General features: G+C 69.8%; 20 protein-coding genes. 9 read left to right on the top strand and 11 right to left on the bottom strand.

What is annotated here, in order from left to right; all coding sequences use genetic code 11:
- On the top strand, positions 1 to 1,046 hold a 1,046-nt coding region (locus G6048_RS23075), incomplete at its 5' end, for a lactonase family protein (protein ID WP_165341497.1).
- On the opposite strand, the gene G6048_RS23080 is transcribed toward G6048_RS23075, so the two are convergent.
- Positions 1,014 to 1,739 (bottom strand): DUF2470 domain-containing protein, encoded by a 726-nt coding sequence (locus G6048_RS23080; RefSeq protein ID WP_165341498.1) that lies wholly within the window; start codon positions 1,737 to 1,739, stop codon positions 1,014 to 1,016. The two genes, G6048_RS23075 and G6048_RS23080, sit on opposite strands and share 33 nt — an antisense overlap.
- A 109-nt stretch (positions 1,740 to 1,848) precedes the next feature.
- Positions 1,849 to 2,673: a pentapeptide repeat-containing protein gene (locus G6048_RS23085; protein ID WP_165341499.1), complete on the bottom strand. Its 825-nt coding sequence runs from the start codon at positions 2,671 to 2,673 to the stop codon at positions 1,849 to 1,851.
- A 196-nt stretch (positions 2,674 to 2,869) separates the two neighbouring features.
- Between G6048_RS23085 and G6048_RS23090 the strand changes: the two genes are divergently transcribed.
- Positions 2,870 to 3,070: a DUF5999 family protein gene (locus G6048_RS23090; RefSeq protein ID WP_165341500.1), complete on the top strand. Its 201-nt coding sequence runs from the start codon at positions 2,870 to 2,872 to the stop codon at positions 3,068 to 3,070.
- A gap of 18 nt (positions 3,071 to 3,088) precedes the next feature.
- Here G6048_RS23090 and G6048_RS23095 read toward each other — a convergent pair whose 3' ends face one another.
- From G6048_RS23095 to G6048_RS23135, 9 genes are all read right to left on the bottom strand, one after another.
- Complete coding sequence (locus tag G6048_RS23095) at positions 3,089 to 3,832, bottom strand: PIG-L deacetylase family protein (RefSeq protein WP_165341501.1); 744 nt, start codon at positions 3,830 to 3,832, stop codon at positions 3,089 to 3,091.
- Between the two features lie 64 nt (positions 3,833 to 3,896).
- The gene (locus G6048_RS23100) at positions 3,897 to 5,198 is read right to left on the bottom strand and encodes an alpha/beta fold hydrolase (RefSeq protein ID WP_165341502.1); all 1,302 of its coding nucleotides are present in this window, start codon (positions 5,196 to 5,198) and stop codon (positions 3,897 to 3,899) included.
- Between the two features lie 56 nt (positions 5,199 to 5,254).
- Positions 5,255 to 6,280, bottom strand: coding sequence for a LacI family DNA-binding transcriptional regulator (locus G6048_RS23105; protein ID WP_165341503.1), 1,026 nt, complete (start codon positions 6,278 to 6,280; stop codon positions 5,255 to 5,257).
- 79 nt (positions 6,281 to 6,359) lie between these two features.
- Positions 6,360 to 7,784, bottom strand: coding sequence for a BNR repeat-containing protein (locus G6048_RS23110; RefSeq protein ID WP_165341504.1), 1,425 nt, complete (start codon positions 7,782 to 7,784; stop codon positions 6,360 to 6,362).
- A 67-nt stretch (positions 7,785 to 7,851) separates the two neighbouring features.
- A complete protein-coding gene (locus G6048_RS23115) occupies positions 7,852 to 8,172 on the bottom strand; it encodes an L-rhamnose mutarotase (RefSeq protein WP_165341505.1) in 321 nt (106 codons plus the stop codon).
- A gap of 17 nt (positions 8,173 to 8,189) precedes the next feature.
- Positions 8,190 to 9,275, bottom strand: a complete 1,086-nt coding sequence (gene rhaS / locus G6048_RS23120) for a rhamnose ABC transporter substrate-binding protein (RefSeq protein ID WP_165341506.1) — start codon at positions 9,273 to 9,275, stop codon at positions 8,190 to 8,192.
- Positions 9,276 to 9,311: 36 nt separating this feature from the next.
- Positions 9,312 to 10,325, bottom strand: coding sequence for an ABC transporter permease (locus G6048_RS23125; RefSeq protein ID WP_165341507.1), 1,014 nt, complete (start codon positions 10,323 to 10,325; stop codon positions 9,312 to 9,314).
- Positions 10,318 to 11,355 carry an ABC transporter permease gene (locus G6048_RS23130; protein WP_165341508.1) on the bottom strand — a complete coding sequence of 346 codons (1,038 nt, stop codon included), beginning with the start codon at positions 11,353 to 11,355 and terminating at the stop codon, positions 10,318 to 10,320. The genes G6048_RS23125 and G6048_RS23130 overlap by 8 nt, the downstream gene beginning before the upstream one ends.
- Positions 11,352 to 12,869 (bottom strand): sugar ABC transporter ATP-binding protein, encoded by a 1,518-nt coding sequence (locus G6048_RS23135; protein WP_165341509.1) that lies wholly within the window; start codon positions 12,867 to 12,869, stop codon positions 11,352 to 11,354. Before G6048_RS23135 ends, G6048_RS23130 begins: the two co-directional genes overlap by 4 nt.
- A gap of 273 nt (positions 12,870 to 13,142) precedes the next feature.
- Here G6048_RS23135 and rhaI point away from each other — a divergent pair, with 273 nt between their 5' ends.
- The 7 genes from rhaI (at position 13,143) to G6048_RS23170 (ending at position 21,496) form a co-directional block, all read left to right on the top strand.
- Positions 13,143 to 14,312 carry an L-rhamnose isomerase gene (gene rhaI, locus G6048_RS23140; protein ID WP_165341510.1) on the top strand — a complete coding sequence of 390 codons (1,170 nt, stop codon included), beginning with the start codon at positions 13,143 to 13,145 and terminating at the stop codon, positions 14,310 to 14,312.
- Between the two features lie 197 nt (positions 14,313 to 14,509).
- Positions 14,510 to 16,549, top strand: coding sequence for a bifunctional aldolase/short-chain dehydrogenase (locus G6048_RS23145; protein WP_165341511.1), 2,040 nt, complete (start codon positions 14,510 to 14,512; stop codon positions 16,547 to 16,549).
- Between the two features lie 20 nt (positions 16,550 to 16,569).
- Positions 16,570 to 18,033: a rhamnulokinase gene (locus G6048_RS23150; RefSeq protein WP_206342024.1), complete on the top strand. Its 1,464-nt coding sequence runs from the start codon at positions 16,570 to 16,572 to the stop codon at positions 18,031 to 18,033.
- A gap of 103 nt (positions 18,034 to 18,136) precedes the next feature.
- Entirely contained in the window at positions 18,137 to 18,892 is a 756-nt protein-coding gene (locus G6048_RS23155; RefSeq protein WP_165341512.1) for a (Fe-S)-binding protein, read from the top strand.
- A gap of 40 nt (positions 18,893 to 18,932) precedes the next feature.
- Entirely contained in the window at positions 18,933 to 20,411 is a 1,479-nt protein-coding gene (locus tag G6048_RS23160) for a LutB/LldF family L-lactate oxidation iron-sulfur protein (RefSeq protein WP_206342025.1), read from the top strand.
- A complete protein-coding gene (locus tag G6048_RS23165) occupies positions 20,408 to 21,070 on the top strand; it encodes a LutC/YkgG family protein (RefSeq protein ID WP_165341513.1) in 663 nt (220 codons plus the stop codon). The genes G6048_RS23160 and G6048_RS23165 overlap by 4 nt, the downstream gene beginning before the upstream one ends.
- 117 nt (positions 21,071 to 21,187) lie before the next feature.
- On the top strand, positions 21,188 to 21,496 hold the full coding sequence (locus G6048_RS23170) for a hypothetical protein (protein ID WP_165341514.1): 309 nt from the start codon (positions 21,188 to 21,190) through the stop codon (positions 21,494 to 21,496).
- The last annotated feature ends 142 nt before the right edge of the window (positions 21,497 to 21,638 follow it).

The following is a 21,638-nucleotide window of genomic DNA, read 5'->3' on the forward strand; positions in this document are numbered from 1 at the left end:
GCCCCACCGGCCCCCGCCCCCTGTTCCTCGGCACGTACACCTCGGTCGAGGGCGGCGGCACCGGCATCGGACTCGCGACGTACGACACCACGACGGGCCGTATCACCGGCGAGGGAACCCTCACCGGCGTCGGCGACCCGTCCTATCTCGCGGCGCACCCGGACGGCCGTACGCTCTACGCCGTCAATGAGCGCGAGGACGGCGGCGTGACGGCCGTCCAGCTCTCAACTCGCGGTCAAAACAAGGTACTTGGCACCCGTTCCACGGGTGGCGCGGCCCCGGCTCACCTGTCCGTACACCCGGGCGGGCGCTGGCTGCTGAGCGCCAACTACGGGTCCGGCAGCGTGGCGGTGCACCCCATCGAGGCCTCGGGCGCGCTCGGCGAGCGGACGGATCTGGTCACGCACTCCAGCCCGCCGCCCGGCCCCGGCCAGGACGGGCCGCACGCGCACCAGTTCATCACCAGCCCGGACGGCGGCCATGTGCTCGCGGTCGATCTGGGCACGGACACGGTCTACACGTACCGCCTGGACGAATCCGCGGGCACCCTCCGCCCGGTCTCGCAGGCACGCACGCGCCCGGGCGCGGGTCCGCGGCATCTCACCTTCCACCCCGGGGGCCGCTTCGCCTATCTGGCGAACGAACTCGACAACACGGTCACCGTGTGCGCCTACGACCCGGCGACGGGACGGCTGACGCCGGGCGATCCGCAGTCCACGGGCACGGGCGGGGGCACGAGTTACCCGTCGCAACTGCTGGTCACGCCCAAGGGCTCGTACGCCTATCTCGCCAACCGGGGCCACAACAGCCTGACCCGGTACGCCGTCGAGGCCGACGGGGCCCGGCTGCGTCTGCTGGACATCGTGCCGGTGCGCGGGGACTTCCCGCGTCACATCGCCTTCTCGCCGGACGGGAACCTGCTGTTCGCCTCGAACCAGAAGTCGAGCACGGTCAGCGTCTTCCACGTCGACGAGAAGTCGGGCGAACTCCGGCTCGCGGGCGAGCCGTTCGCCTCACCCGTCGCCGTCTGTGCGCTGCCTCTGTAGCGTGCGGGGGCAGGTTCCGGCACTCGCCTGGGACAGGAGGATGTGCATACGTTCCGTCAGCTGGCCGAGGTCGTCTGCGGGACGGTGGAAGGGCAGTCGTACGTCGCCGTGGCCGCGCGAGCGCTCGATGCGCAGGGTCAGCGCGTGCCGGTCGACGGCGAGCGGCTGGACGCGTACCGCGCCGTGCAGGCTGTCGGGCTCGACCAGGCGGGTGAGCCGCTCGACGGCGTCCGGGTGGGCGTCTGCGAGGTGGGTCAGCAGCCGGGCCTCGGCGGTGGCCAGCGGGTCGGGCTCGGCGCGGGCGTACTCGTCGCGGTCGACCACGACCGCCCCGCCGGAGTCGCGCATCACGATGCGGGTCGGGGTGAACGTCAGGTGGCCCTCGTCGGGCGCGAACCAGCCGGCCATCCAGAGCCGGGCGCGGATGCGGTTGCGTACCGGGACGGGCGCCACGTCGGCGAACTCGAGGACGGCGGACGGCTCGCCGCGCGGCGCGCAGATCGCGGCCGTGGTGAGCAGGCTGTCGTCCGGCAGGCGCAGCAGCACGCGGCCGTCCTCGGCGACGGTGTGGACGCCGATGAACTCCTCGCGGCCGCACTCGGCGGTCACCGCGCAGGACCATGCCGTGGCGAGCACGGAGCGGGCCCGCTGTGCCGTTGCCGGCACGGCGGTCCAGGTATGACGGTCACCCATCCCAAACCTCCCTTAGGTAAGCCTTGCCTAACCTACCGAAGATCGAGGCTCACGCCAACCACGTCAGGCTCTTTTCAGAGGTACTGCAGGCGACGGCCGGTCCTCAGAGCTACGCGGTCCAGTGCTCGGGGCGGGTGACCGTCCCCGGCAGCCTCGTACTCGCGCTGCCCCGGGCCGAGTTGAGCTGCGGCTGGGTCAGGAAGAAGGCGCCGGTCAGGTCCGCGTCCGTCAGGTCGGCGTCGCGGAGATCCGCGCCGATGAGGTCCGCGCCCCGCAGGTCGGCGCCGGTCAGGTCGGCGGCGATGAGGTAGGCGCCGCGCAGGTTGGCGCCCTTGAGATCGGCTCCCTTGAGGCGGGCGCCCATGAGGTCGGCGCCCCGGCGGTCCTTCTTGCGGCCACGGGTACCCGCCCGCACCAGCTCACTCGTCCGCAGCAGGAGCACGTTGACCTTCTGCCGGTGCGCGGCCACGTCCAACTCGCCCAGTTCCTCCGGGGTTTGACGGGCCAGCCGCTCGGTCTCCCCGAGCAGTCGGCGGAGGTCGGCGTGGACGGGACGGGCGGCGGGCAGGGTCAGCGCCTCCGTCAGGTACCAGAGCAGCTCATGGAGTTGCCGTACGACCGGAAAGACGTCGAACATCCGCCGGGCCTGCTCCCGCGTCCCCGTCCGCCAGTCCTCCCCGCCGAAGGTGGTCTGCGAGACCCGCTGCCCGGCGCCGAAGCAGTCGTAGACCGTGCAGCCAGTGAAGCCGCGCTGCCGCAGTTCGGTGTGGATGCCGCAGCGGGAGTCGGTGCGCAGGTGGGAACAGGGCTTCCCCGCCTCCTTGTCGACCGGGAAGTCCGCCGAGGCCGAGAAGGGCAGCGCGACACAGCACAGGCCGAAGCAGCGGGTGCAGTCCGCGCGGAGATCGTGCAGGTCGAGGGGATGGTCGTGCATGCCATCAAGCCTACGTCGGGCCCGCTCCGACCCGTCCGGCTCCCCCGCTCGGACATCCAACTCCCCTTCACCGAACGAAAACTCACCGATGAGTTTCCGGCCTTGTGGGGGTCTCCACATACAGAAGAAAACAAGCTCCGCTACTACAGAGATACGAACCAAAAATTACGAGCCCCACGAACCCGAGGAGAGCGTCATGTGCACCCACCAGACCCCGTGCCCCACCGCCGAGAGCCCCGACCACCACGCCGCCGTGATCGTGTCCGCCCACCCCGAGCAGGGCTGGTACCGGCTGTGCAACGGAACCATCGTCTTCGACGACACCGGCGAACTCCTCCCCGACGGCAGCGTCGTCAACCCGCTCCGCGCCCTCGGCCCGCTGACCGTGGCCGCCTGAGACCTACCGGCCGGACAGCTACCGGCCGAACAGCTCGAAGGCCACGGCCGGCTTCCCGCCGAAGCGTTCGCCCAACTCCTGCGCGTAGCCGATCAGGAAGCCACGTACGTACGTCTCAGGGTCCTCGTCCGTCAACACCTCGATGTACGTGCGGTGTTCGAGAAGAGACCGTACCGCCCGCTCCAGCCCCGGCGTCGCGTCCACCGCATGTGTGGGGCTCGCCGAACCGGCGACCGCGACCCAGCGGACCCCGTTCCAGGGTTCGAGGCCCTGGTCGGTCAGTTCGGGAAAGATCCACCGGTTCCCCGCGTCGGCGGCGGCGTCGAGCGTGGCCCGGCCCACGGCGACATGGTCCGGGGTGTTCCAGCCGACCCCGCCCCAGGTGTCGCGGTGGTTGAGCGTGATGACCAGTTCGGGCCGGTACTTGCGGATCGCCGCCGCGATGTCCCGCCGCAGCGCGATCCCGTACTCGACGACCCCGTCCCGGTGGTCCAGAAACTCCACCTCGCTCACCCCGACGACGGCCGCGCTGGCCCGCTCCTCCCGCTCCCGTAGCGGCCCGCACTCGGCGGGGTCCAGGGTGTCGATGCCCGCCTCACCACGGGTCGCCAGCACATACGCGACCTCCCGGCCCGCATCCGTCCACGCGGCGATCGCGGCCGAGCAGCCGTACTCGAGATCGTCCGGGTGGGCCACCACGGCGAGAGCGCGCTGCCAGTCGTCGGGCATGGGCTTGAGCTGGTCGTCCGTCGGCTCCGTCATGGTTCGCAGATTACTGGGGCCCGGTCGTATGCGCCCGAGCAACAACCGGGCCCGCGACAGTCGTTCAGACCTCGTCCTGCGACAGGGCGATCAGCCGGTCCAGTACGCGCGGGCCGCCGGCTCGTACGCCGTCGTGCTCGAACTCGTTCGTCACCCAGGCACGCAGACCTCGGATGGTGCCCGCCGTCTCCAGCGAGTGCTCGGTGTCGACGTACATGTCGTCGTGGTAGACGGCCGCGGCCACGGGGACCTCGTTGGCGGCGAGGCGCGCGGGATCGTACAGCGGGGCCCAGTCGGTGCGTTCGGCGAGGAGATCCGCCGTCTCTTGCAGCGGGCGCAGGGCCGGATCGCAGTCGAACGTCCACGGGTGCACGGACTCGCCCGTGAACAGCAGCGGCCCGTCGCCCACGAGGGTCTTGGCCGCGTCGAACTGCGGGAACTCGGCTCGCACGCGCTCCGCGGCCCAGCCGGTCGGCTCCGCGCCCTGGCCGTAGCAGGCCTCGTGGACCAGCGCGTACAGCGGGTGGCCCGCGAACGACAGCAGCCCCTGTACCTCCTCCTGGAAGGCGTCGGAGAGGGCGGGGCCCTGCGGGGTGCGGACGAAGGCGTCCTCCAGGAGGTAGTGGAGGCGGTGGCTGCCGTCGCTCTTGCCGAGGACGATGCCGAGGGACTGGAAGGCCTCGACGGTGAGCCGGTAGCCGTTCGGCAGGACGACCTCGTGCGCCAGCAGGTGCTCGGCGATCCGCCGGGCCCGCTCGATGTCCTGCGGGTAACGGGCGTAGTGCGCGGCGACCTTGCGCTCGATGCGCGGGTACGCGGCCCGGTAGACGTCGTCCGCGTGCGCGTCCAGGGAGGGCAGGCCGCCGGTGATCAGGGCGGCGCGCAGGCCTTCGGGCGCGTACGACAGATAGGCCACCGTGCAGAAGCCGCCGAAGCTCTGGCCGAGAACCGTCCACGGGGCGCCGCCGGTGACCGCGGGGCGGATGGCCTCGCAGTCGCGGACGATGGAGCCGGCGCGGAAGTGCGCGAGATAGTCGGCCTGTTCACGTGGGCCGCCGCGCAGCGGGAGCGTCTGGCGGTTGGCGGGCGTCGAGTTGCCGGTGCCGCGCTGGTCGAGCAGCAGCACCCGGTACTCCTTGAGGGCGCGGCCGAGCCAGGCCTGCTTGCCGATGAAGCGGTTGGCGCCGAAGCCGGGGCCGCCCTGAAGGTAGACCAGCCAGGGCAGGTCACCCTTGGCTTTGTCGCTGGCGACGACTTCACGGGCGTACAGCTCGATCGTCTCCCCGTCCGGGTCGTCGTGGTCGAGGGGCACCGTGAAGCGGCGGTCGGTGAGGACGACGCCGGGCTGACGGTAACGGACGCTCACTGCGGCTCCCGAGGATGTACGAACTGGCCTTTCGGTGCCAGTTCAGCACATGGTCATCAGCGCGGGGCCAGGCTGGAGCGGCGTACGACGAGTTCCGGCTGGAGTACGACGCTTCGGTGCTCGTGCGGGACCGGGGCCGTCTCGGACTCGGTCTCCTCCAGGAGGAGTTCCGCGGCGAGCGCGCCCATGGTCACGGCGGGCTGCCGAACGGAGGTGAGGGGGACCGCGGCCGCGGCGGCGAACTCGATGTCGTCGTAGCCGACGATCGCGAGGTCGTCGGGGACGGAGACGCCGGCCGCGAACATGGCCTGGAGGACGCCGAGCGCGAGCAGGTCGTTGGCGCAGAAGACGGCGGTCGGGCGCTCGGCGAGGCCGAGGAGCCGGGCGCCGGCGTCGCGGCCCGCGGCCACGTCGAGCCGCTCGGTGGGCAGTTCGCGCAGGCAGTCCGCGCCGAGGCCGGCCTCGGCCAGCGCGTTCAGCGCGCCCGTGCGCCGGTCCCTGACCTGGTTCAGTCCGGGCGGCCCGCTCACGTACGCGATGGAGCGGTGTCCGGCGTCGATCAGATGCCGCACGGCCAGCGCGCCGCCCGCCACGTCGTCGACCGAGACCGAGCACTCGGTGGCGACCTCGGCGACCCGGTCGACGAGCACGAACGGGATGCCGTGCCGGCGGAACGTCTCGATGTTCCGCCCGGTCGCGTCGGCGGGAGTCAACAGCACGCCCCGTACCCGCTGTTCGGCGAACAGCGACAGGTACTCGGCCTCCTCGCCCGGGCTCTGCGCGCTGTTGCAGACCATCACGCCGAGACCGGCGTCGCGGGCGGCGCGCTCGGCGCCGCGGGCCACGTCCACGAAGAAGGGGTTGCCCATGTCCAGGACGAGCAGGCCCATGATCCGGCTGCGCCCGGCGCGCAGCTGCCGCGCCGACTCGCTGCGGACATAGCCGAGCCGGTCTATGGCGGACAGCACGCGGGCCCGCGTCTCGGAGGCGACCGTGTCCGGCCGGTTGATCACGTTCGAGACGGTGCCCACCGAGACACCGGCGACGCGGGCGACGTCCTTGATACCCACCGAATGAGCCATCAGGCAGGAACCTCCAGGGTGACAAGGGGCGGCGGGCAGGCCCTCACATTACCGGCGTGCCCACCGCCACGAGCTGCGCTCACGCGGGCAGCCGGAAGTCGACGACATGGAGCGCCGAGGGTGTCGTACCGCTGGACTTCTCCTGGTACATGACCGACAGGACCCCGTCCTGCGCGATCCGCATCTCGTCGATCACTACCTCGCCGAAGGCGTTCAGCCCGGCGCCGTCGAACAGGATCCGCCAGTCGGTGTGTCCGGAGGCCGCCGAAGCACCGGCGATCCGGCCGAACGGGAAGATCGCATACGCGTTGTTGTACTTGTCCATGACCAGCTTGGTGCGCTGGCTGGAGTTCAGCGGTACCGGGATCTCGGTCTTCTGCCAGGGGCCGGAGGAGCTCTTGCGGACGAGGAAGGCGCGGCCGTTGGCCGTGCGGTTGGCCACGTAGTTCGTCGTGCACTGGCCGAAGCGGCCCGGTACGTAGCTGATGATGGCGTGCGGCCGGCCGGCCGAGTCGGTGAACTGGCTCTCCTGGTTCATCAGCGAGTGGTCCGGGTTGAGCGGGTCCACGACGAGACCCGCGTCGGTGACGGAGACCCGGTCGGAGCTTCCGGTGGTGCCGACGACGGCGCCCGCGTTGTTGCGCCAGGTGCGGCCGCGGTCGTCCGAGTAGACGTAGCCGGTGTCGTGGTTGGTGATGCCGCCGCTGTTGCACATGACGGAGTTGCTCTGCTCGCGCCAGGTGAACATGGCGTGCAGGCGCCCGTTGCGGTCGTAGTCGATGCCGTGCAGGTACATGTTGCGGGCCGTGCTCGAGCCGTGCTCGCTGGTGTACGTGCCGGTGGAGCTGGTCCACTCGCCGAGGTTGGTCCACCTGGTGCCGTCGTACTCGGCGAGCGCGTTGCGACCGTTGCCTGAGACCGCCACGCGGTAGCTGAGCTGGAGCCTGCCCTCGGGGGTGGAGATGAACTGCGGGTACGTGAACTGCGAGGTGAGCGCCAGCCCGTCGAGGGTGGACTGCGGTGCGCCGAAGCGGCTCGTGGTCCAGCTCAGCCCGGCGGGGTTGTCGAGGAGCCCGGCCACCGACTTGACGTAGGTGAAGCCGTCGCTGTGCGAGTCCATGTTGAGGTGCAGCCGGCCGTCGGTCTTCGAGACGCCCATGGAGATCACGTTGTGGGAGTCGTTGTAGCGCAGGGTGTGGCCGACCTTGACGGTGGACCAGGTGCTCGCGCCGAGCGCGCGGCGACCGACGACGGCGTTGCGGTCGGCGGTGTACCAGGCGGCGTACTGGTAGCCCTTGTACGTGAACAGGCCGTTCTTCTGGAACGAGTTGTTGTTGACCAGGCCGTCGTACGACACGAAGAAGATGGCCTGTGCGTCGAGGCGGCTGCTGCCGATGCGGGTGACCGAGGGGCCGGGGTCGGCGGCCCGTGCGGCACCGGCGCCGATGACCGGGCCGGCCACGGCACTGAGGATGGTGCCGGCCAGCAGCGTACGTCTTCTCATCTCGGGGGACTCCTTTGTCGGGCGAGATCGGGCACTTGAGCCAGTTGGGTTGTGTCGAGCGGGTCTGTCACGCGAGGTGGAACACCTCGGTGAGCGGTTTCATGGCCTCGTCGGGGCGGGCGCCGTCCAGTGACTCGAAGAACGGCGCCATCTCCGCCTGCCAGCGGGCGTTGACCTCGGCGGCTTCCATGCCGGCCTGGGCCGCCTCGAAGTCCTCGGTCTCCAGATAGCCGACGAGCAGGCCGTCCTCGCGCAGGAAGAGCGAGTAGTTGTGCCAGCCGGTGGCCGAGAGCGCTTCGAGCATCTCCGGCCACACGGCGGCGTGCCGCTCGCGGTACTCGGCGATCCGGTCCTCGCGGACCTTCAGCAGAAAGCACACGCGCTGCATCAAGGACCCTCCGGGGCCTAGAAGTTGAAGTCGTCGATGTTCTTGGCGTCGAACACGGTCGGCTTGCCGAGGTTGATCACGCCGTCCTTGCCGATGGTGTACTCGCCCATGTCACCGGCGGTGAACTTCTCGCCCTCCTTGCCGGTGATCTGCCCCGAGGCCAGCGCCACGGACGTACGCGCGGCCAGCTCGCCGAGCTCCGCCGGGTTCCACAGCTCGAACGCCTCGACGGTGCCGTTCTTGACGTACTTGCGCATGTCGTTCGGGGTGCCGAGGCCGGTCAGCTTGACCTTGCCCTTGTACTTGGAGCCGGACAGGTACTGGGCGGCCGCCTTGATGCCGACGGTGGTCGGGGAGATGATCCCCTTCAGGTTCGGGTACTCCTGGAGCAGGCCCTGGGTCTGCTGGAAGGACTTCTGGGCGTCGTCGTCACCGTAGGCGACCTTGACGAGCTTCATGTCCTTGTACTTGGGATCCTTGAGCTCGTCCTCCATGAAGTCGATCCAGACGTTCTGGTTCGTCGCCGTCTGCGCGGCGGACAGCACCGCGATCTCGCCCTTGTAGCCGATCTGTTCGGCGAGCAGCTGCACCTCGGTACGGCCCAGGTCCTCGGCGCTGGCCTGCGACACGAAGGCGTTGCGGCAGTCGGGCTTGGTGTCGGAGTCGTAGGTGACGACCTTGATGTCGTTGCTCATGGCCTGCTTGAGCGCGGTGCACAGGGCACCCGGGTCCTGCGCGGACACGGCCATCGCGTCGACCTGCTGCTGGGTGAGCGTGTTCACGTAACTCACCTGGCCGGCGGTGTCGGTGGCGCTGGACGGGCCGACCTCCTTGTACTTGGAGCCCAGCTCCTTGAGGGCCGCCTCGCCGCCCTTGTCGGCGGTGGTGAAGTACGGGTTGTTGACCTGCTTGGGCAGGAAGCCGACGGTCAGGCCCTTCTTCAGTTCGGCGTTCGGGTCGGCCTTGCCGGCAGTGGCGGCGCCGCCGCCCTCCTTGCTGACGTCCTCCTTGGTGGTGCCGCCGCCGCAGGCGGTGGCGGCGAGGGAGAGCGAGGTGACGGCGGCGAGCGCGACGGCGCTGCGGCGGAGAGATGACTTGCGCATGTCGGTGGTCCTTTTACGAGGGTGAGCGAGAAGGGTTTACGAGGTCGGGGTGGGGGCCTTGGAAACAGGCGCCGAGGCGGCTCTTCGGCCCGCCCTCGCTATGGAGATCTGCCGTGCGACCCGGGGGCCGAGCACGGAGACGACGAGCAGTACGCCGGTGACGACGATCTGCGACTGGGCGGAGACGTCCTGGATGCTCATCACGTTCTGCAGCGCGCCGAGCAGGAAGACTCCCGCGATCGCGCCGCCGAGCGTGCCCTTGCCTCCGTCGAAGTCGATACCGCCGAGCAACACGGCGGCCACGACGGAGAGTTCGAGGCCCGTGGCGTTGTCGAAACGGGCGCTGGCGTAGTGCAGCGCCCAGAAGATGCCGGTGAGCGAGGCCATCAGACCGGTCAGGGTGAACAGGATCAGCTTCTGCCGCCTCACCCGGAGGCCGGCGAACCGTGCGGCCTCCTCGTTCGCGCCGATCGCGAAGAGCGAGCGTCCGAACGGGGTGGCGTGCAGCGCGACCACGGCGATCGCGAGCAGCACGAGGAAGGGGAAGAAGGCGTACGGGATGAAGGTGTCCCCGATGCGTCCGGACGCGAAGTCCAGGTACTGGGCGGGGAAGTCGGTCACCGCGTCCGAGCCGAGCACGATCTGTGCGATGCCCCGGTAGGCGGCGAGGGTGCCGATGGTGACGGCGAGGGAGGGCAGCCCGAGCCGGGTCACCAGCAGGCCGTTGATCAGCCCGCAGACCACGCCGAGCAGCAGGCAGATCGGGATGATCGTCTCGATGGTCATGCCCTGGTTCCAGAGCGCACCCATCACGGCCCCGGACAGGCCGGCTGTGGAGGCGACCGAGAGGTCGATCTCGCCGGCCACCACGAGCAGTGTCATCGGCAGGGCGATCAGCGCGATCGGCAGGGTGTTGCCGATCAGGAACGACAGGTTGAGGGCGTTGCCGAAGCCGTCGACGGTGGTGAAGGACAGCAGCAGTACGACGATGAGGAGGGCGCCGACGACCGTGTCCCAGCGGACGGCGCGCCCGAGCAGCGAGTCAGCCATGGCGGGCGTTCCTCTTCTTCAGGGCGGACGCCACGCGCAGGGCGACGATGCGGTCGACCGCGATGGCGAGGATGAGCAGGATGCCGTTGATGGCGAGCACCCAGACCGAGCTGACGCCGAGGGCGGGCAGCACGCTGTTGATGGAGGTAAGGAGCAGGGCGCCAAGAGCAGCCCCGTAGACACTGCCGGAGCCGCCGGTGAAGACGACGCCACCGACCACCACCGCGCTGACGACGGTGAGTTCGTAGCCGTTGCCGGTGCCGGAGTCGACGTTGCCGAACCGGGCCAGGTACAGGGCGCCGGCGAGACCCGTGAGGGCTCCGCAGAAGGTGTACGCGACCAGGATCCGCTTGCGTACCTGGATGCCGGCGAGCCGGGCGGCCTCGGGGTTGGAGCCGAGCGCGTACAGCTCGCGTCCGCTGCCGAAGTGCTTGAGGTAGTAGGCGGTGGCGATCAGTACGGCCAGTGCGATCAGGGCGAGATAGGGCACCGCCCAGATGCCGCCGGAGCCGAAGTCCGCGAAGCCGTCGGGGAGATCGGCCGCCGTGATCTGCCGTGAGCCGACCCAGATCGAGTCGATGCCGCGGATGATGTACAGCGTGCCGAGGGTGACGACGAGGGCGGGCACCTGGCCGAGGCTGACGAGCAGTCCGTTCAGCAGCCCGATGCCGACACCGAGCAGGACGGCCAGGAAGATGGCCACGACGGAGTTGCCGCCGTCCTGGAGATACGTACCGGCGGCGAAGGCGCTGATGCCGAGGGTCGAGCCGACCGACAGGTCGACGTTCCGGGTGATCACGACCAGGGACTGGCCGGTGGCGACCAGCATCAGGATGGTCGCGTTCAGCAGCAGGTCCTTGACGCCCTGCTCGGACAGGAACTCGCTGTTGCCCGCCTGGGTGACGGCGATCATCACCAGGAAGACGACCAGGATGGCGAGTTCGCGCATCTTGAAGACCCGGTCGACAAGTCGCGTACCGCTCGACTTCTCCACTTCGGCGGGGGGCGCGGGGGGTGCGGTCACCGTCATGCGGCGGCCCTCCCCGTGGCTGCGGCCATCACGGTTTCCTCGGTGGCTTCGGTGCGGGGGATCTCGGCGGTGATCCGGCCCTCGTGCATCACGAGCACGCGGTCGGCCATGCCGAGGATCTCGGGCAGGTCGGAAGAGATCATCAGGACGGCGACCCCGTCGGCGGCCAACTCGCTGAGTAGCCGGTGCACTTCGGCCTTCGTACCGACGTCGATGCCGCGCGTCGGCTCATCGACGATCAGTACCTTCGGGCCGGTGGCGAGCCACTTGGCGAGGACGACCTTCTGCTGGTTGCCGCCGGACAGCGTGTTCACCGTGTCGGCGATGCGGGCGTACTTGACCTGGAGCTTGACGGCCCAGTCGAGGGACCGGCTGCGCTCGGCGCCGCGGTCCATGAGGCCCGCCTTCACGGTCGTACGCAGCCCGGTCAGGCCGATGTTGCGCTCGATCGACATGTCCATCACGAGGCCCTGGGCCCGCCGGTCCTCGGGGACGAGGGCAAGGCCGGCGGCCATGGCGGTGGACGGCGCGCCGTTGGTCAGCGCCTTGCCGTCGATCTCGACCTCGCCGGCGTCCCAGCGGTCGACGCCGAAGACGGCTCGCGCCACCTCCGTACGACCGGCTCCGACGAGCCCGGCGAGTCCGACGATCTCGCCGCGGCGGACGTCGAAGGAGATGTCGGTGAAGACGCCCTCGCGGGTCAACCGGCGGACGCTGAGCGCCACTTCGCCCGCCCGTACCTCCTGCTTGGGGTACAGCTCCTCGAGATCGCGGCCGACCATACGGCGTACGAGATCGTCCTCGGTCATGCCGTCCAGCAGCTCGCTGGAGATCAGGGCGCCGTCGCGCAGGGTCGTGACCCGCCGGCAGATCTGGAAGATCTCCTCCAGGCGGTGCGAGATGAACAGCACCGCGGCGCCCTGCTCGCGCAGCGTGCGGACGACTCCGAAGAGACGGGCCACCTCGCTGCCGGTGAGGGCGGCGGTCGGCTCGTCCATGATCAGGACGCGGGCGTCGAAGGAGAGCGCCTTGGCGATCTCGACGATCTGCTGGTCGGCGATGGACAGTCCGCGTGCCGGGCGGTCGGGGTCGAGTTCGACACCGAGGCGCTGCATCAGGGCCAGCGTCGCGGTGTGCGTGGCCTTGTGGTCGATACGGCCGAGGGCGCGGCGGGGCTGGCGGCCCATGAAGATGTTCTCGGCGATCGACAGATCGGGGAAGAGCGTGGGCTCCTGGTAGATCACGGCGATGCCCGCGTCCCGGGCGTCGGCCGGACCGTGGAAGACGGTGGGCTCGCCGTCCAGCAGCACCTGGCCGGCGTCCGGTCGGTGCACCCCGGCGAGCGCCTTGATGAGGGTCGACTTGCCCGCGCCGTTCTCTCCGGCGAGTGCGTGCACCTCGCCGGGGAACAACTCCAGGGACACGTCCCGCAGGGCGCGTACGGCACCGAAGGACTTCGAGATGTCCTTGAGCGCCAGCACGGGGGCCGGACCCGTGTCGGACGGGTGGGTCATGAGGGGCTCCTCAGCGACGCGGGGCGGGGGCCTCACGACGTCGTGAAAGGTTTCAACTGGATTGCCGGGACGTTAGACAGGTCACGCAGGTCACGTCAATGGGTGCCGGGCGAAAATTTCGATAGCCAGAGGTCACAACCGAGTCACGGAACGAAGTCTCTGCAGGAGGGCTTGACAGTCCTGCGGACGACTCATAGCTTCGCGTTCTGAATCGTTTCAGACCGATGCCCTTCAGAAGACGTCTTCCAGACCCGAAGTCACAGGAGTCCCGAAGTGACCGAGCTCGCCGCGGTGAAGGCCGCTCTCAAGACCCAGGCCGTAGAGACGCCGTCATGGGCGTACGGGAATTCGGGGACCCGCTTCAAGGTGTTCGCGCAGGCCGGAGTGCCGCGCAATCCCTTCGAGAAGCTGGACGACGCGGCGCAGGTGCACGCTTATACGGGCGTCGCGCCGACCGTGGCGCTGCACATCCCCTGGGACAAGGTCGACGGCTCCAATGGATACGCAGAGCTGGCCAAGTACGCGCAGGACCGCGGCGTAAAGCTCGGCACCATCAACTCCAACACCTTCCAGGACGACGACTACAAGCTCGGCAGCGTCTGTCACGCCGACCCGGCGGTGCGGCGCAAGGCCCTTGATCATCTGCTCGAGTGCGTCGACATCATGGACGCGACGGGCTCCAAGGACCTGAAGCTGTGGTTCGCGGACGGCACGAACTATCCCGGCCAGGACGACATCCGCGAGCGTCAGGACCGGCTGGCGGAGGCGCTGGCCGCCGTGTACGAGCGGCTCGGTGACGACCAGCGGATGCTTCTGGAGTACAAGTTCTTCGAGCCCGCCTTCTATACGACGGATGTCCCGGACTGGGGTACGGCGTACGCGCACTGCCTCAAGCTCGGGTCGAAGGCGCAGGTCGTGGTCGACACCGGGCACCATGCGCCCGGCACCAACATCGAGTTCATCGTCGCGACGCTGCTGCGTGAGGGGAAGCTCGGGGGGTTCGACTTCAACTCGCGCTTCTATGCCGACGACGACCTGATGGTGGGGGCGGCTGATCCGTTCCAGCTGTTCCGGATCATGTACGAGGTGATTCGAGGCGGGGGGTTCACGCCCGACGTCGCCTTCATGCTCGATCAGTGCCACAACATCGAGGCGAAGATTCCGGCGATCATTCGGTCGGTGATGAACGTGCAGGAAGCCACGGCTAAGGCGCTGCTGGTGGACCGGGAGGCGTTGGGTGCCGCCCAGCGGGGCGGGGACGTTCTTGAGGCGAACGCCGTGCTTATGGATGCGTATAACACTGACGTGCGGCCGTTGCTGCGCGAGGTGCGCGAGGAGATGGGGTTGGACGCCGACCCCATGGGGGCGTACCGCCGATCTGGGTGGGCTTCGAAGATTGCTGAGGAGCGGGTGGGTGGGGAGCAGGCCGGCTGGGGGGCGTGACCGCTGCGTTGCGTCTGCCGAGCAAAGCCGGTTGCAGTCTGCGGGCTGAGTCTGGCTGGTCGCTCCCCCACTCTCGAATTCGCTCGAGCGGGGGACCCCCATCGCGGCGGAGCCGCACATTGATACAGCCCCGCGCCCCCGAAGGGGCGCTCCACTCACCCTCCGCCAACAACATCACGTAAGGACTGATCAAACCCATGGCACCCCACCCCGAAGCCGACGCCCTCCTCTCCCGTTCCCACCGGCTCGGCGCCGACCCCCGTAACACCAACTACGCCGGCGGCAACACCTCCGCCAAGGGCACCGACACCGACCCCGTGACCGGCGGCGACGTCGAGCTCATGTGGGTCAAGGGATCCGGTGGCGATCTCGGCACCCTGAAGGAGTCGGGGCTGGCCGCTCTCCGACTCGACCGGCTGCGGGCGCTCACCGAGGTGTACCCCGGCGTCGAGCGCGAGGACGAGATGGTGGCCGCGTTCGACTACTGCCTGCACGGGAAGGGCGGTGCGGCTCCCTCCATCGACACCGCCATGCACGGGCTGGTGGACGCGGCGCACGTCGACCACCTCCACCCCGACTCCGGTATCGCGCTCGCGTGTGCCGCCGACGGGGAGAAGCTGACCGCCGAGTGCTTCGGGGACACGGTGGTGTGGGTGCCGTGGCGGCGGCCCGGCTTCCAGCTCGGGCTGGACATCGCGGCCGTGAAGGAGGCCAATCCTCAGGCCATCGGGTGCGTCCTCGGTGGGCACGGGATCACGGCGTGGGGCGCGACCTCCGAGGAGTGTGAGCGCAACTCGCTGCACATCATCCGTACCGCCGAGGCGTTCCTGGCCGAGCACGGGAAGGACGAGCCGTTCGGGCCGGTGATCGAGGGTTACGCGGCTCTCGGCTCCGTCGAGCGGAAGGAGCGGGCGGCTGCGCTGGCGCCGGTCATCCGTGGCATCGCCTCGCAGGACCGTCCGCAGGTCGGGCACTTCACCGACTCCGAGGTGATCCTGGACTTCCTCGCGAGTGCGGAGCACCCGCGCCTCGCGGCCCTCGGCACCTCCTGCCCCGACCACTTCCTCCGTACGAAGGTCAGGCCGCTCGTCCTCGACCTGCCGCCGACCGCTTCCGTCGACGAGTCGATCACCCGTCTCAAGGAGCTGCACGCCGAGTACCGCGAGGAATACGCCGCGTACTACGAGCGCCACGCCCAGCCCGACTCCCCCGCGATGCGCGGCGCCGACCCGGCGATCGTGCTCGTGCCCGGTGTCGGCATGTTCAGCTTCGGCAAGGACAAGCAGACCGCGCGGGTGGCCGGCGAGTTCTACGTCAACGCGATCAACGTGATGCGCGGGGCCGAGGCGGTCTCCACGTACGCGCCGATCGAGGAGTCGGAGAAGTTCCGTATCGAGTACTGGGCCCTTGAGGAGGCCAAGCTCCAGCGGATGCCGAAGCCCAAGCCGCTCGCGACGCGGGTCGCGCTGGTGACGGGTGCGGGCAGCGGGATCGGCAGGGCGATCGCGCAGCGGCTCGCGGCCGAGGGCGCGTGTGTCGTGGTCACGGACCTGAACGCCGAGGGGGCCGCGCAGGTCGCCGAGGAGCTGGGCGGCCCCGACAAGGCCGTCTCCGTCACGGTCGACGTGACTTCCGAGGAGCAGATCGCCCAGGCCTTCAAGGCGGCGGTGCTCGCCTTCGGCGGAGTCGACCTCGTGGTCAACAACGCCGGCATCTCCATCTCCAAGCCTCTGCTGGAGACGACGGCGAAGGACTGGGATCTCCAGCACGACATCATGGCCCGCGGTTCGTTCCTCGTCTCGCGCGAGGCGGCCCGGGTGATGACCCAGCAGGGCTTGGGCGGCGACATCGTCTACATCGCCTCCAAGAACGCCGTGTTCGCGGGCCCCAACAACATCGCGTACTCCGCGACCAAGGCCGACCAGGCGCATCAAGTCCGGTTGCTGGCCGCCGAGTTGGGCGAGCACGGGATCCGCGTCAACGGCGTCAACCCGGACGGTGTGGTGCGCGGCTCGGGCATCTTCGCGGGCGGTTGGGGCGCACAGCGCGCCGCCACGTACGGGATCGAGGAGGAGAAGCTCGGCGAGTTCTACGCCCAGCGGACCATCCTCAAGCGCGAGGTTCTGCCGGAGCATGTGGCGGGCGCCGTATTCGCCCTGACCGGTGGGGACCTGACCCACACCACGGGCCTGCACATTCCTGTCGACGCCGGCGTCGCCGCCGCCTTCCTGCGGTGACGGCTCCGATGACAGCTCCAATGACGGCTCCGGTGAAGTCGTACGCGGCGGTCGACCTCGGCGCGTCCAGCGGGCGCGTCATGGTCGGCCGCGTCGGGCCGGACTCCCTCGGCCTCACCGAGGCGCACCGCTTCCCGAACCGGCCGGTGCGCACTCCCGAGGGGCTGCGGTGGGACATCCTCTCGCTGTACGCCGGTGTCCTCGACGGGCTGCGTACGGCGGGGCAGGTGGCCGGGCGGGTCGACTCGGTCGGCATCGACAGCTGGGCCGTGGACTACGGGCTGCTGGACGCGGACGGCGCGCTGCTCGGCAACCCGGTGCACTATCGCGACACCCGCACCCAAGGTGTCGCGGAGAAGGTGTGGGCGACGGTTCCGGCGGACGAGCTGTATGCGCGGACGGGCCTTCAGTACGCACCGTTCAACACGCTGTACCAGTTGGCGGCGGCTCGTGAGTCGGCTCAACTGGCGCACGCCGAGCGGCTGTTGCTCATCCCGGACCTGCTGACGTACTGGCTCACGGGCGAGGCGGGCACGGAGCTCACCAACGCCTCGACGACCCAGCTGATCGACCCGCGCACCCGCGACTGGGCACAGGATGTCGCCTCACGCCTGGACATCGACCTCGGGCTCTTCGCACCGCTGCGGCGGCCCGGAGATCCGGCGGGCCTGCTGCGCCCCGAGGTCCTGGAGGAGACCGGGCTGACCGGTCCGGTCCCGGTGACCACGGTCGGTTCGCACGACACGGCGTCCGCAGTCGCGGCCGTCCCGGCCACGGGCGGCGAGCGCTTCGCGTACATCTGCACCGGCACCTGGTCGCTCGCGGGCCTGGAGCTGGACGCGCCCGTACTGACCGAGGCGAGCCGGGCGGCCAACTTCACCAATGAGCTGGGGCTCGACGGCACGGTCCGTTATCTCCGGAACATCATGGGGCTGTGGCTGCTCCAGGAGTGTCTACGGGCCTGGGGGGACCCGGAGTTGACGGAGTTGCTGCGCGCGGCGGCCGACGTCCCGCCGCTCAGGTCCGTCGTGGACGCCGGGGACGCCGCGTTTCTCGCCCCCGGCCGGATGCCCGCACGGATCGCCGACGCCTGCCGGGACTCGGGCCAGCCGGTGCCCGAGTCCCCCGCCGAGATCACGCGCTGCATCCTCGACTCGCTCGCCCTCGCCCACCGCCGGGCGATCACCGAAGCCCAGGCCCTCGCCGACCACCCGGTCGATGTCGTCCACATCGTCGGCGGCGGCACCCGGAATGCCCTCCTGTGCCAGCTGACGGCTGACGCCTGCGGCCTCCCGGTCGTGGCAGGCCCGGCGGAGGCCGCGGCTCTGGGCAACGTCCTTGTCCAGGCGCGGGCGGACGGCCTGGTCGGCGACCGTACGGCGATGCGGCAACTCCTCGCCCGTACGCAGCGGTTGGAGCGGTACGAACCGCGGGGTGACACGGCGGCGTGGCGTGCGGCGGAGGCCCGGCTCACCGCCCGGTGAGCCGGAACCGCCGAACAGGGCGCCCGGTGAGCCGGGCCCCCTCGCCGTCGGCGCGTCCACGTCGTAACCTGACTCATCCGATGATCGACCCCAAGGAGCCGCGATGCGTGTCGCCCTGTTCCTGACCTGTGTCAACGACACGCTGTATCCGGAAACCGGCCGTGCCGTGGTGAAACTGCTGACCAGGCTGGGCGTCGACGTCGACTTCCCGATGGGCCAGACCTGTTGCGGGCAGGCGCACTACAACACCGGCTATCGCCATGAGGCCGAGCCACTGGCCCGGCATTTCTCCGATGTCTTCGGGGAGTACGAGGCGATCGTGACGCCCTCCGGCTCCTGTGGCGCGATGGTCCGGGAGCTGTATCCGCGCATGGGCGAGCGGGCGCGGGCGGAGGGCCGCAGCGACACCCTCGCGCGCACGCTCGCACCGGTCGTGCCCAAGACGTACGAGCTCACGGAGTTCCTCGTGGACGTCCTGGGCGTGACCGACGTCGGCGCGTACTACCCGCACACCGTCACGTATCACCCGACCTGTCACGGTCTGCGCAGCCTGGGCCTCGGCGACCGTCCGCGCCGGCTCCTCCAGGCGGTCAAGGGCCTGGAGCTGAGGGAGTTGCCCGGCGCCGACGAGTGCTGCGGCTTCGGCGGCACGTTCGCCGTGAAGAACTCCGATGTCTCGGCGGCGATGGGCGCCGACAAGGTCCGTAACGCGGCATCGACGGGCGCGGACGCCCTGTGTGCCGCGGACAACTCCTGTCTGATGCACATCGGCGGCACGATGGCCCGCCTCAGAACGGAGATGCGGCCGGTGCACATCGCGGAGATCCTGGCGAGCACGGAAGAGGAGCCTCTGACATGACTCGTGACATGAGCGGGAGCACCGTAGAGGAGCCGAGCGCATGAGCGGCACCTTCGTCGGTATGCCGGCCTTCCCGAAGGCTGCGCACGAAGCCGTCTACAACCAGACCCTGCGCGGCAACCTCCGCCACGCCACGCACACGATCCGAGCCAAGCGCGCCAAGGCGGTCGCGGAGGTGTCCGACTGGGCGGAGCTGCGCGAGGCGGGCAAGCAGATCAAGGACCACACTCTTCGTCATCTCGACCGGTATCTCGTGCAGTTGGAGGAGTCGGTCACGGCGGCGGGCGGCATCGTGCACTGGGCGGCCGACGCGGACGAGGCCAACCGCATCGTCACGGACCTGGTGAAGATGACCGGCGAGACCGAGGTCGTGAAGGTCAAGTCCATGGCCACCCAGGAGATCGGCCTCAACGAGGCGCTGGAGGCCGAGGGCATCCACGCGTACGAGACCGATCTGGCCGAGCTCATCGTGCAGTTGGGCAAGGACCGGCCCTCCCACATCCTCGTCCCGGCGATCCACCGCAACCGCGGCGAGATCCGCGAGATCTTCGCCCGCGAGATGAGCGAGTGGGGCCGCCCGGCCCCCGAGGGGCTGACGGACACTCCCGCCGAACTCGCCGAGGCCGCCCGGCTGCACCTCCGCGAGAAGTTCCTGCGCGCCAAGGTCGGCATCTCCGGCGCCAACTTCATGGTCGCCGACACCGGCACCATGGTCGTCGTCGAGTCCGAGGGCAACGGCCGTATGTGCCTGACCCTCCCCGAGACGCTGATCTCGGTCGTCGGCATCGAGAAGATCGTGCCCACCTGGCAGGACCTGGAGGTCTTCCTGCAGACGCTCCCCCGCTCCTCGACGGCCGAGCGCATGAACCCGTACACGTCCATGTGGACCGGCACCACCGACGGGGACGGACCGAGCACCTTCCACTTGGTCCTCCTCGACAACGGCCGCACCGACACGCTCGCCGACGAGGTCGGCCGCCAGGCCCTGCGCTGCATCCGCTGCTCGGCGTGTCTCAACGTCTGCCCGGTGTACGAGCGGGCGGGCGGCCATGCGTACGGCTCGGTCTACCCGGGCCCGATCGGCGCTATCCTCAGCCCTCAACTGAGGGGCACCGCAAGCGAGATCGACGCCTCGCTGCCGTACGCCTCCTCGTTGTGCGGAGCCTGCTACGAGGTGTGCCCGGTGGCGATCGACATCCCCGAGGTGCTGGTGCATCTGCGGGAGCGGGTCGTCGAGGGCGGTGCGGTGACCCGGGACGGCAACAAGGTCGTCCTCAAGCCCGCGAAGGGACACGCCGCCGAGCGGGCCGCGATGCGCGCGGCACGCTGGGCGTTCAAGCACCCGGGCGCCCTGCGCACCGGCCAGCGGCTGGCGTCGCGGAGCCGCCGCTTCCACCCCCGTTCGCTGCCCGGTCCCGGCGCGGCGTGGAGCGCGACCCGTGATCTGCCGACGGTGCCGTCGGAACCTTTCCGCGACTGGTGGCAGCGTACGCACGGCGGAAAGGACACCGGTAAGTGAGTACCAGGGATGTGATCCTCGGCCGGGTGCGGCGCGCGATCGCGGACGTGCCACGCGGCGACACTCCGTACGAGCAGGCCGTTGACCGGAGTTATCTGCCCGAGCACGGGGACCGGAGTGTCGAGGAGACGGTGGATCTGCTCGCCGAGAACCTGGCGGACTACCGGGCGATCGTGCACCGCTGCGAGGCCGGCGGTCTTGCGGAGCTGATCGCCGGGCTGATCGCCGGGCGGGGCTCGACGTCGGTGGCCGTGCCGCCGGGCCTGGACGAGGCGTGGCTGGCGGCGACCGATGTCACGCGCGTTCCCGACCGCGGCGAGAGCACACCGCACGAGCTGGACCAGGTCGACAGCGTGATCACGGCGTGTGCGGTGGCGATCGCCGAGACCGGCACCCTCGTGCTGGACGGCGGACCGGATCAGGGCCGCCGCCGCATCACGCTCGTCCCGGATCACCACATCTGTGTCGTACGCGTACCGGACCAGGTCGTCTCCTCGGTCCCGCAGGCTCTCCCGCGTCTCGACCCGGCACGCCCGCTGACCTGGATCTCCGGCCCTTCGGCGACCAGTGACATCGAGCTCGACCGGGTCGAGGGAGTGCACGGTCCGCGCACCCTCGAGGTGGTACTCGTGAACGACCGCACTGTCGGCGGGAATTGAACGGATCGAGCCCGGGTTTCGTACGTCATGGAGACAACGGGGCGGCCGACAGCCGTGGCTCATGCGCCATGGCACAGCGAGCCGACCCGTTTGCCGTGCCAAGGAGGAACCCGTCGGATGACCGCACACCGCCGCATCGCCGCCCTCGTCGGAGTGGCTCCGCTGCTGCTCACGGTGTGGGCCGCCTGCCCCGCCGCAGCGCAGGGAGCCCCGGAGGGCGCCACCCCCGCGAAGTCGTCGACGATCGTCACCACCACGCCCGCCGAGTCCCCGGTCAGCGTCACGAGCGGGCGCGGTGAGTCCGTGTCCTCCGAGGAATCCATCGTCGGCGACCGTGCGAGTACGGCCCTGCCCCTCGTGGCGGGCGGCGCGGCGGGCGTGCTCATCACGGGAGGCGCGGCCTTCACCTTGCGGCGGCGTCGCTGAGCGGCGGCCGCTGAGCTGCACTGGGGTGCCGCTCAGATGCGGAACTCCCTCGGCCGACCGTACGTTCTCGGAAAGATCACGCAACCGATGACGTACGCCGCTCACCGGCTTAATGTTGGGCGGTAACTTCAGGCCAACTCGG

Source organism: Streptomyces ureilyticus (assembly GCF_011045025.1).
GTDB lineage: Bacteria > Actinomycetota > Actinomycetes > Streptomycetales > Streptomycetaceae > Streptomyces > Streptomyces ureilyticus.

What these genes read in the sequence shown, in the direction of transcription:
- G6048_RS23080 (WP_165341498.1), bottom strand. Translation starts at nt 1,739, where the DNA reads ATGGGTGACCGTCATACCTGGACCGCCGTGCCGGCAACGGCACAGCGG.
- G6048_RS23085 (WP_165341499.1), bottom strand. Translation starts at nt 2,673, where the DNA reads ATGCACGACCATCCCCTCGACCTGCACGATCTCCGCGCGGACTGCACC.
- G6048_RS23090 (WP_165341500.1), top strand. Translation starts at nt 2,870, where the DNA reads ATGTGCACCCACCAGACCCCGTGCCCCACCGCCGAGAGCCCCGACCAC.
- G6048_RS23095 (WP_165341501.1), bottom strand. Translation starts at nt 3,832, where the DNA reads ATGACGGAGCCGACGGACGACCAGCTCAAGCCCATGCCCGACGACTGG.
- G6048_RS23105 (WP_165341503.1), bottom strand. Translation starts at nt 6,280, where the DNA reads ATGGCTCATTCGGTGGGTATCAAGGACGTCGCCCGCGTCGCCGGTGTC.
- G6048_RS23110 (WP_165341504.1), bottom strand. Translation starts at nt 7,784, where the DNA reads ATGAGAAGACGTACGCTGCTGGCCGGCACCATCCTCAGTGCCGTGGCC.
- G6048_RS23115 (WP_165341505.1), bottom strand. Translation starts at nt 8,172, where the DNA reads ATGCAGCGCGTGTGCTTTCTGCTGAAGGTCCGCGAGGACCGGATCGCC.
- rhaS (WP_165341506.1), bottom strand. Translation starts at nt 9,275, where the DNA reads ATGCGCAAGTCATCTCTCCGCCGCAGCGCCGTCGCGCTCGCCGCCGTC.
- G6048_RS23125 (WP_165341507.1), bottom strand. Translation starts at nt 10,325, where the DNA reads ATGGCTGACTCGCTGCTCGGGCGCGCCGTCCGCTGGGACACGGTCGTC.
- G6048_RS23130 (WP_165341508.1), bottom strand. Translation starts at nt 11,355, where the DNA reads ATGACGGTGACCGCACCCCCCGCGCCCCCCGCCGAAGTGGAGAAGTCG.
- G6048_RS23135 (WP_165341509.1), bottom strand. Translation starts at nt 12,869, where the DNA reads ATGACCCACCCGTCCGACACGGGTCCGGCCCCCGTGCTGGCGCTCAAG.
- G6048_RS23145 (WP_165341511.1), top strand. Translation starts at nt 14,510, where the DNA reads ATGGCACCCCACCCCGAAGCCGACGCCCTCCTCTCCCGTTCCCACCGG.
- G6048_RS23150 (WP_206342024.1), top strand. Translation starts at nt 16,570, where the DNA reads ATGACGGCTCCGGTGAAGTCGTACGCGGCGGTCGACCTCGGCGCGTCC.
- G6048_RS23155 (WP_165341512.1), top strand. Translation starts at nt 18,137, where the DNA reads ATGCGTGTCGCCCTGTTCCTGACCTGTGTCAACGACACGCTGTATCCG.
- G6048_RS23160 (WP_206342025.1), top strand. Translation starts at nt 18,933, where the DNA reads ATGAGCGGCACCTTCGTCGGTATGCCGGCCTTCCCGAAGGCTGCGCAC.
- G6048_RS23170 (WP_165341514.1), top strand. Translation starts at nt 21,188, where the DNA reads ATGACCGCACACCGCCGCATCGCCGCCCTCGTCGGAGTGGCTCCGCTG.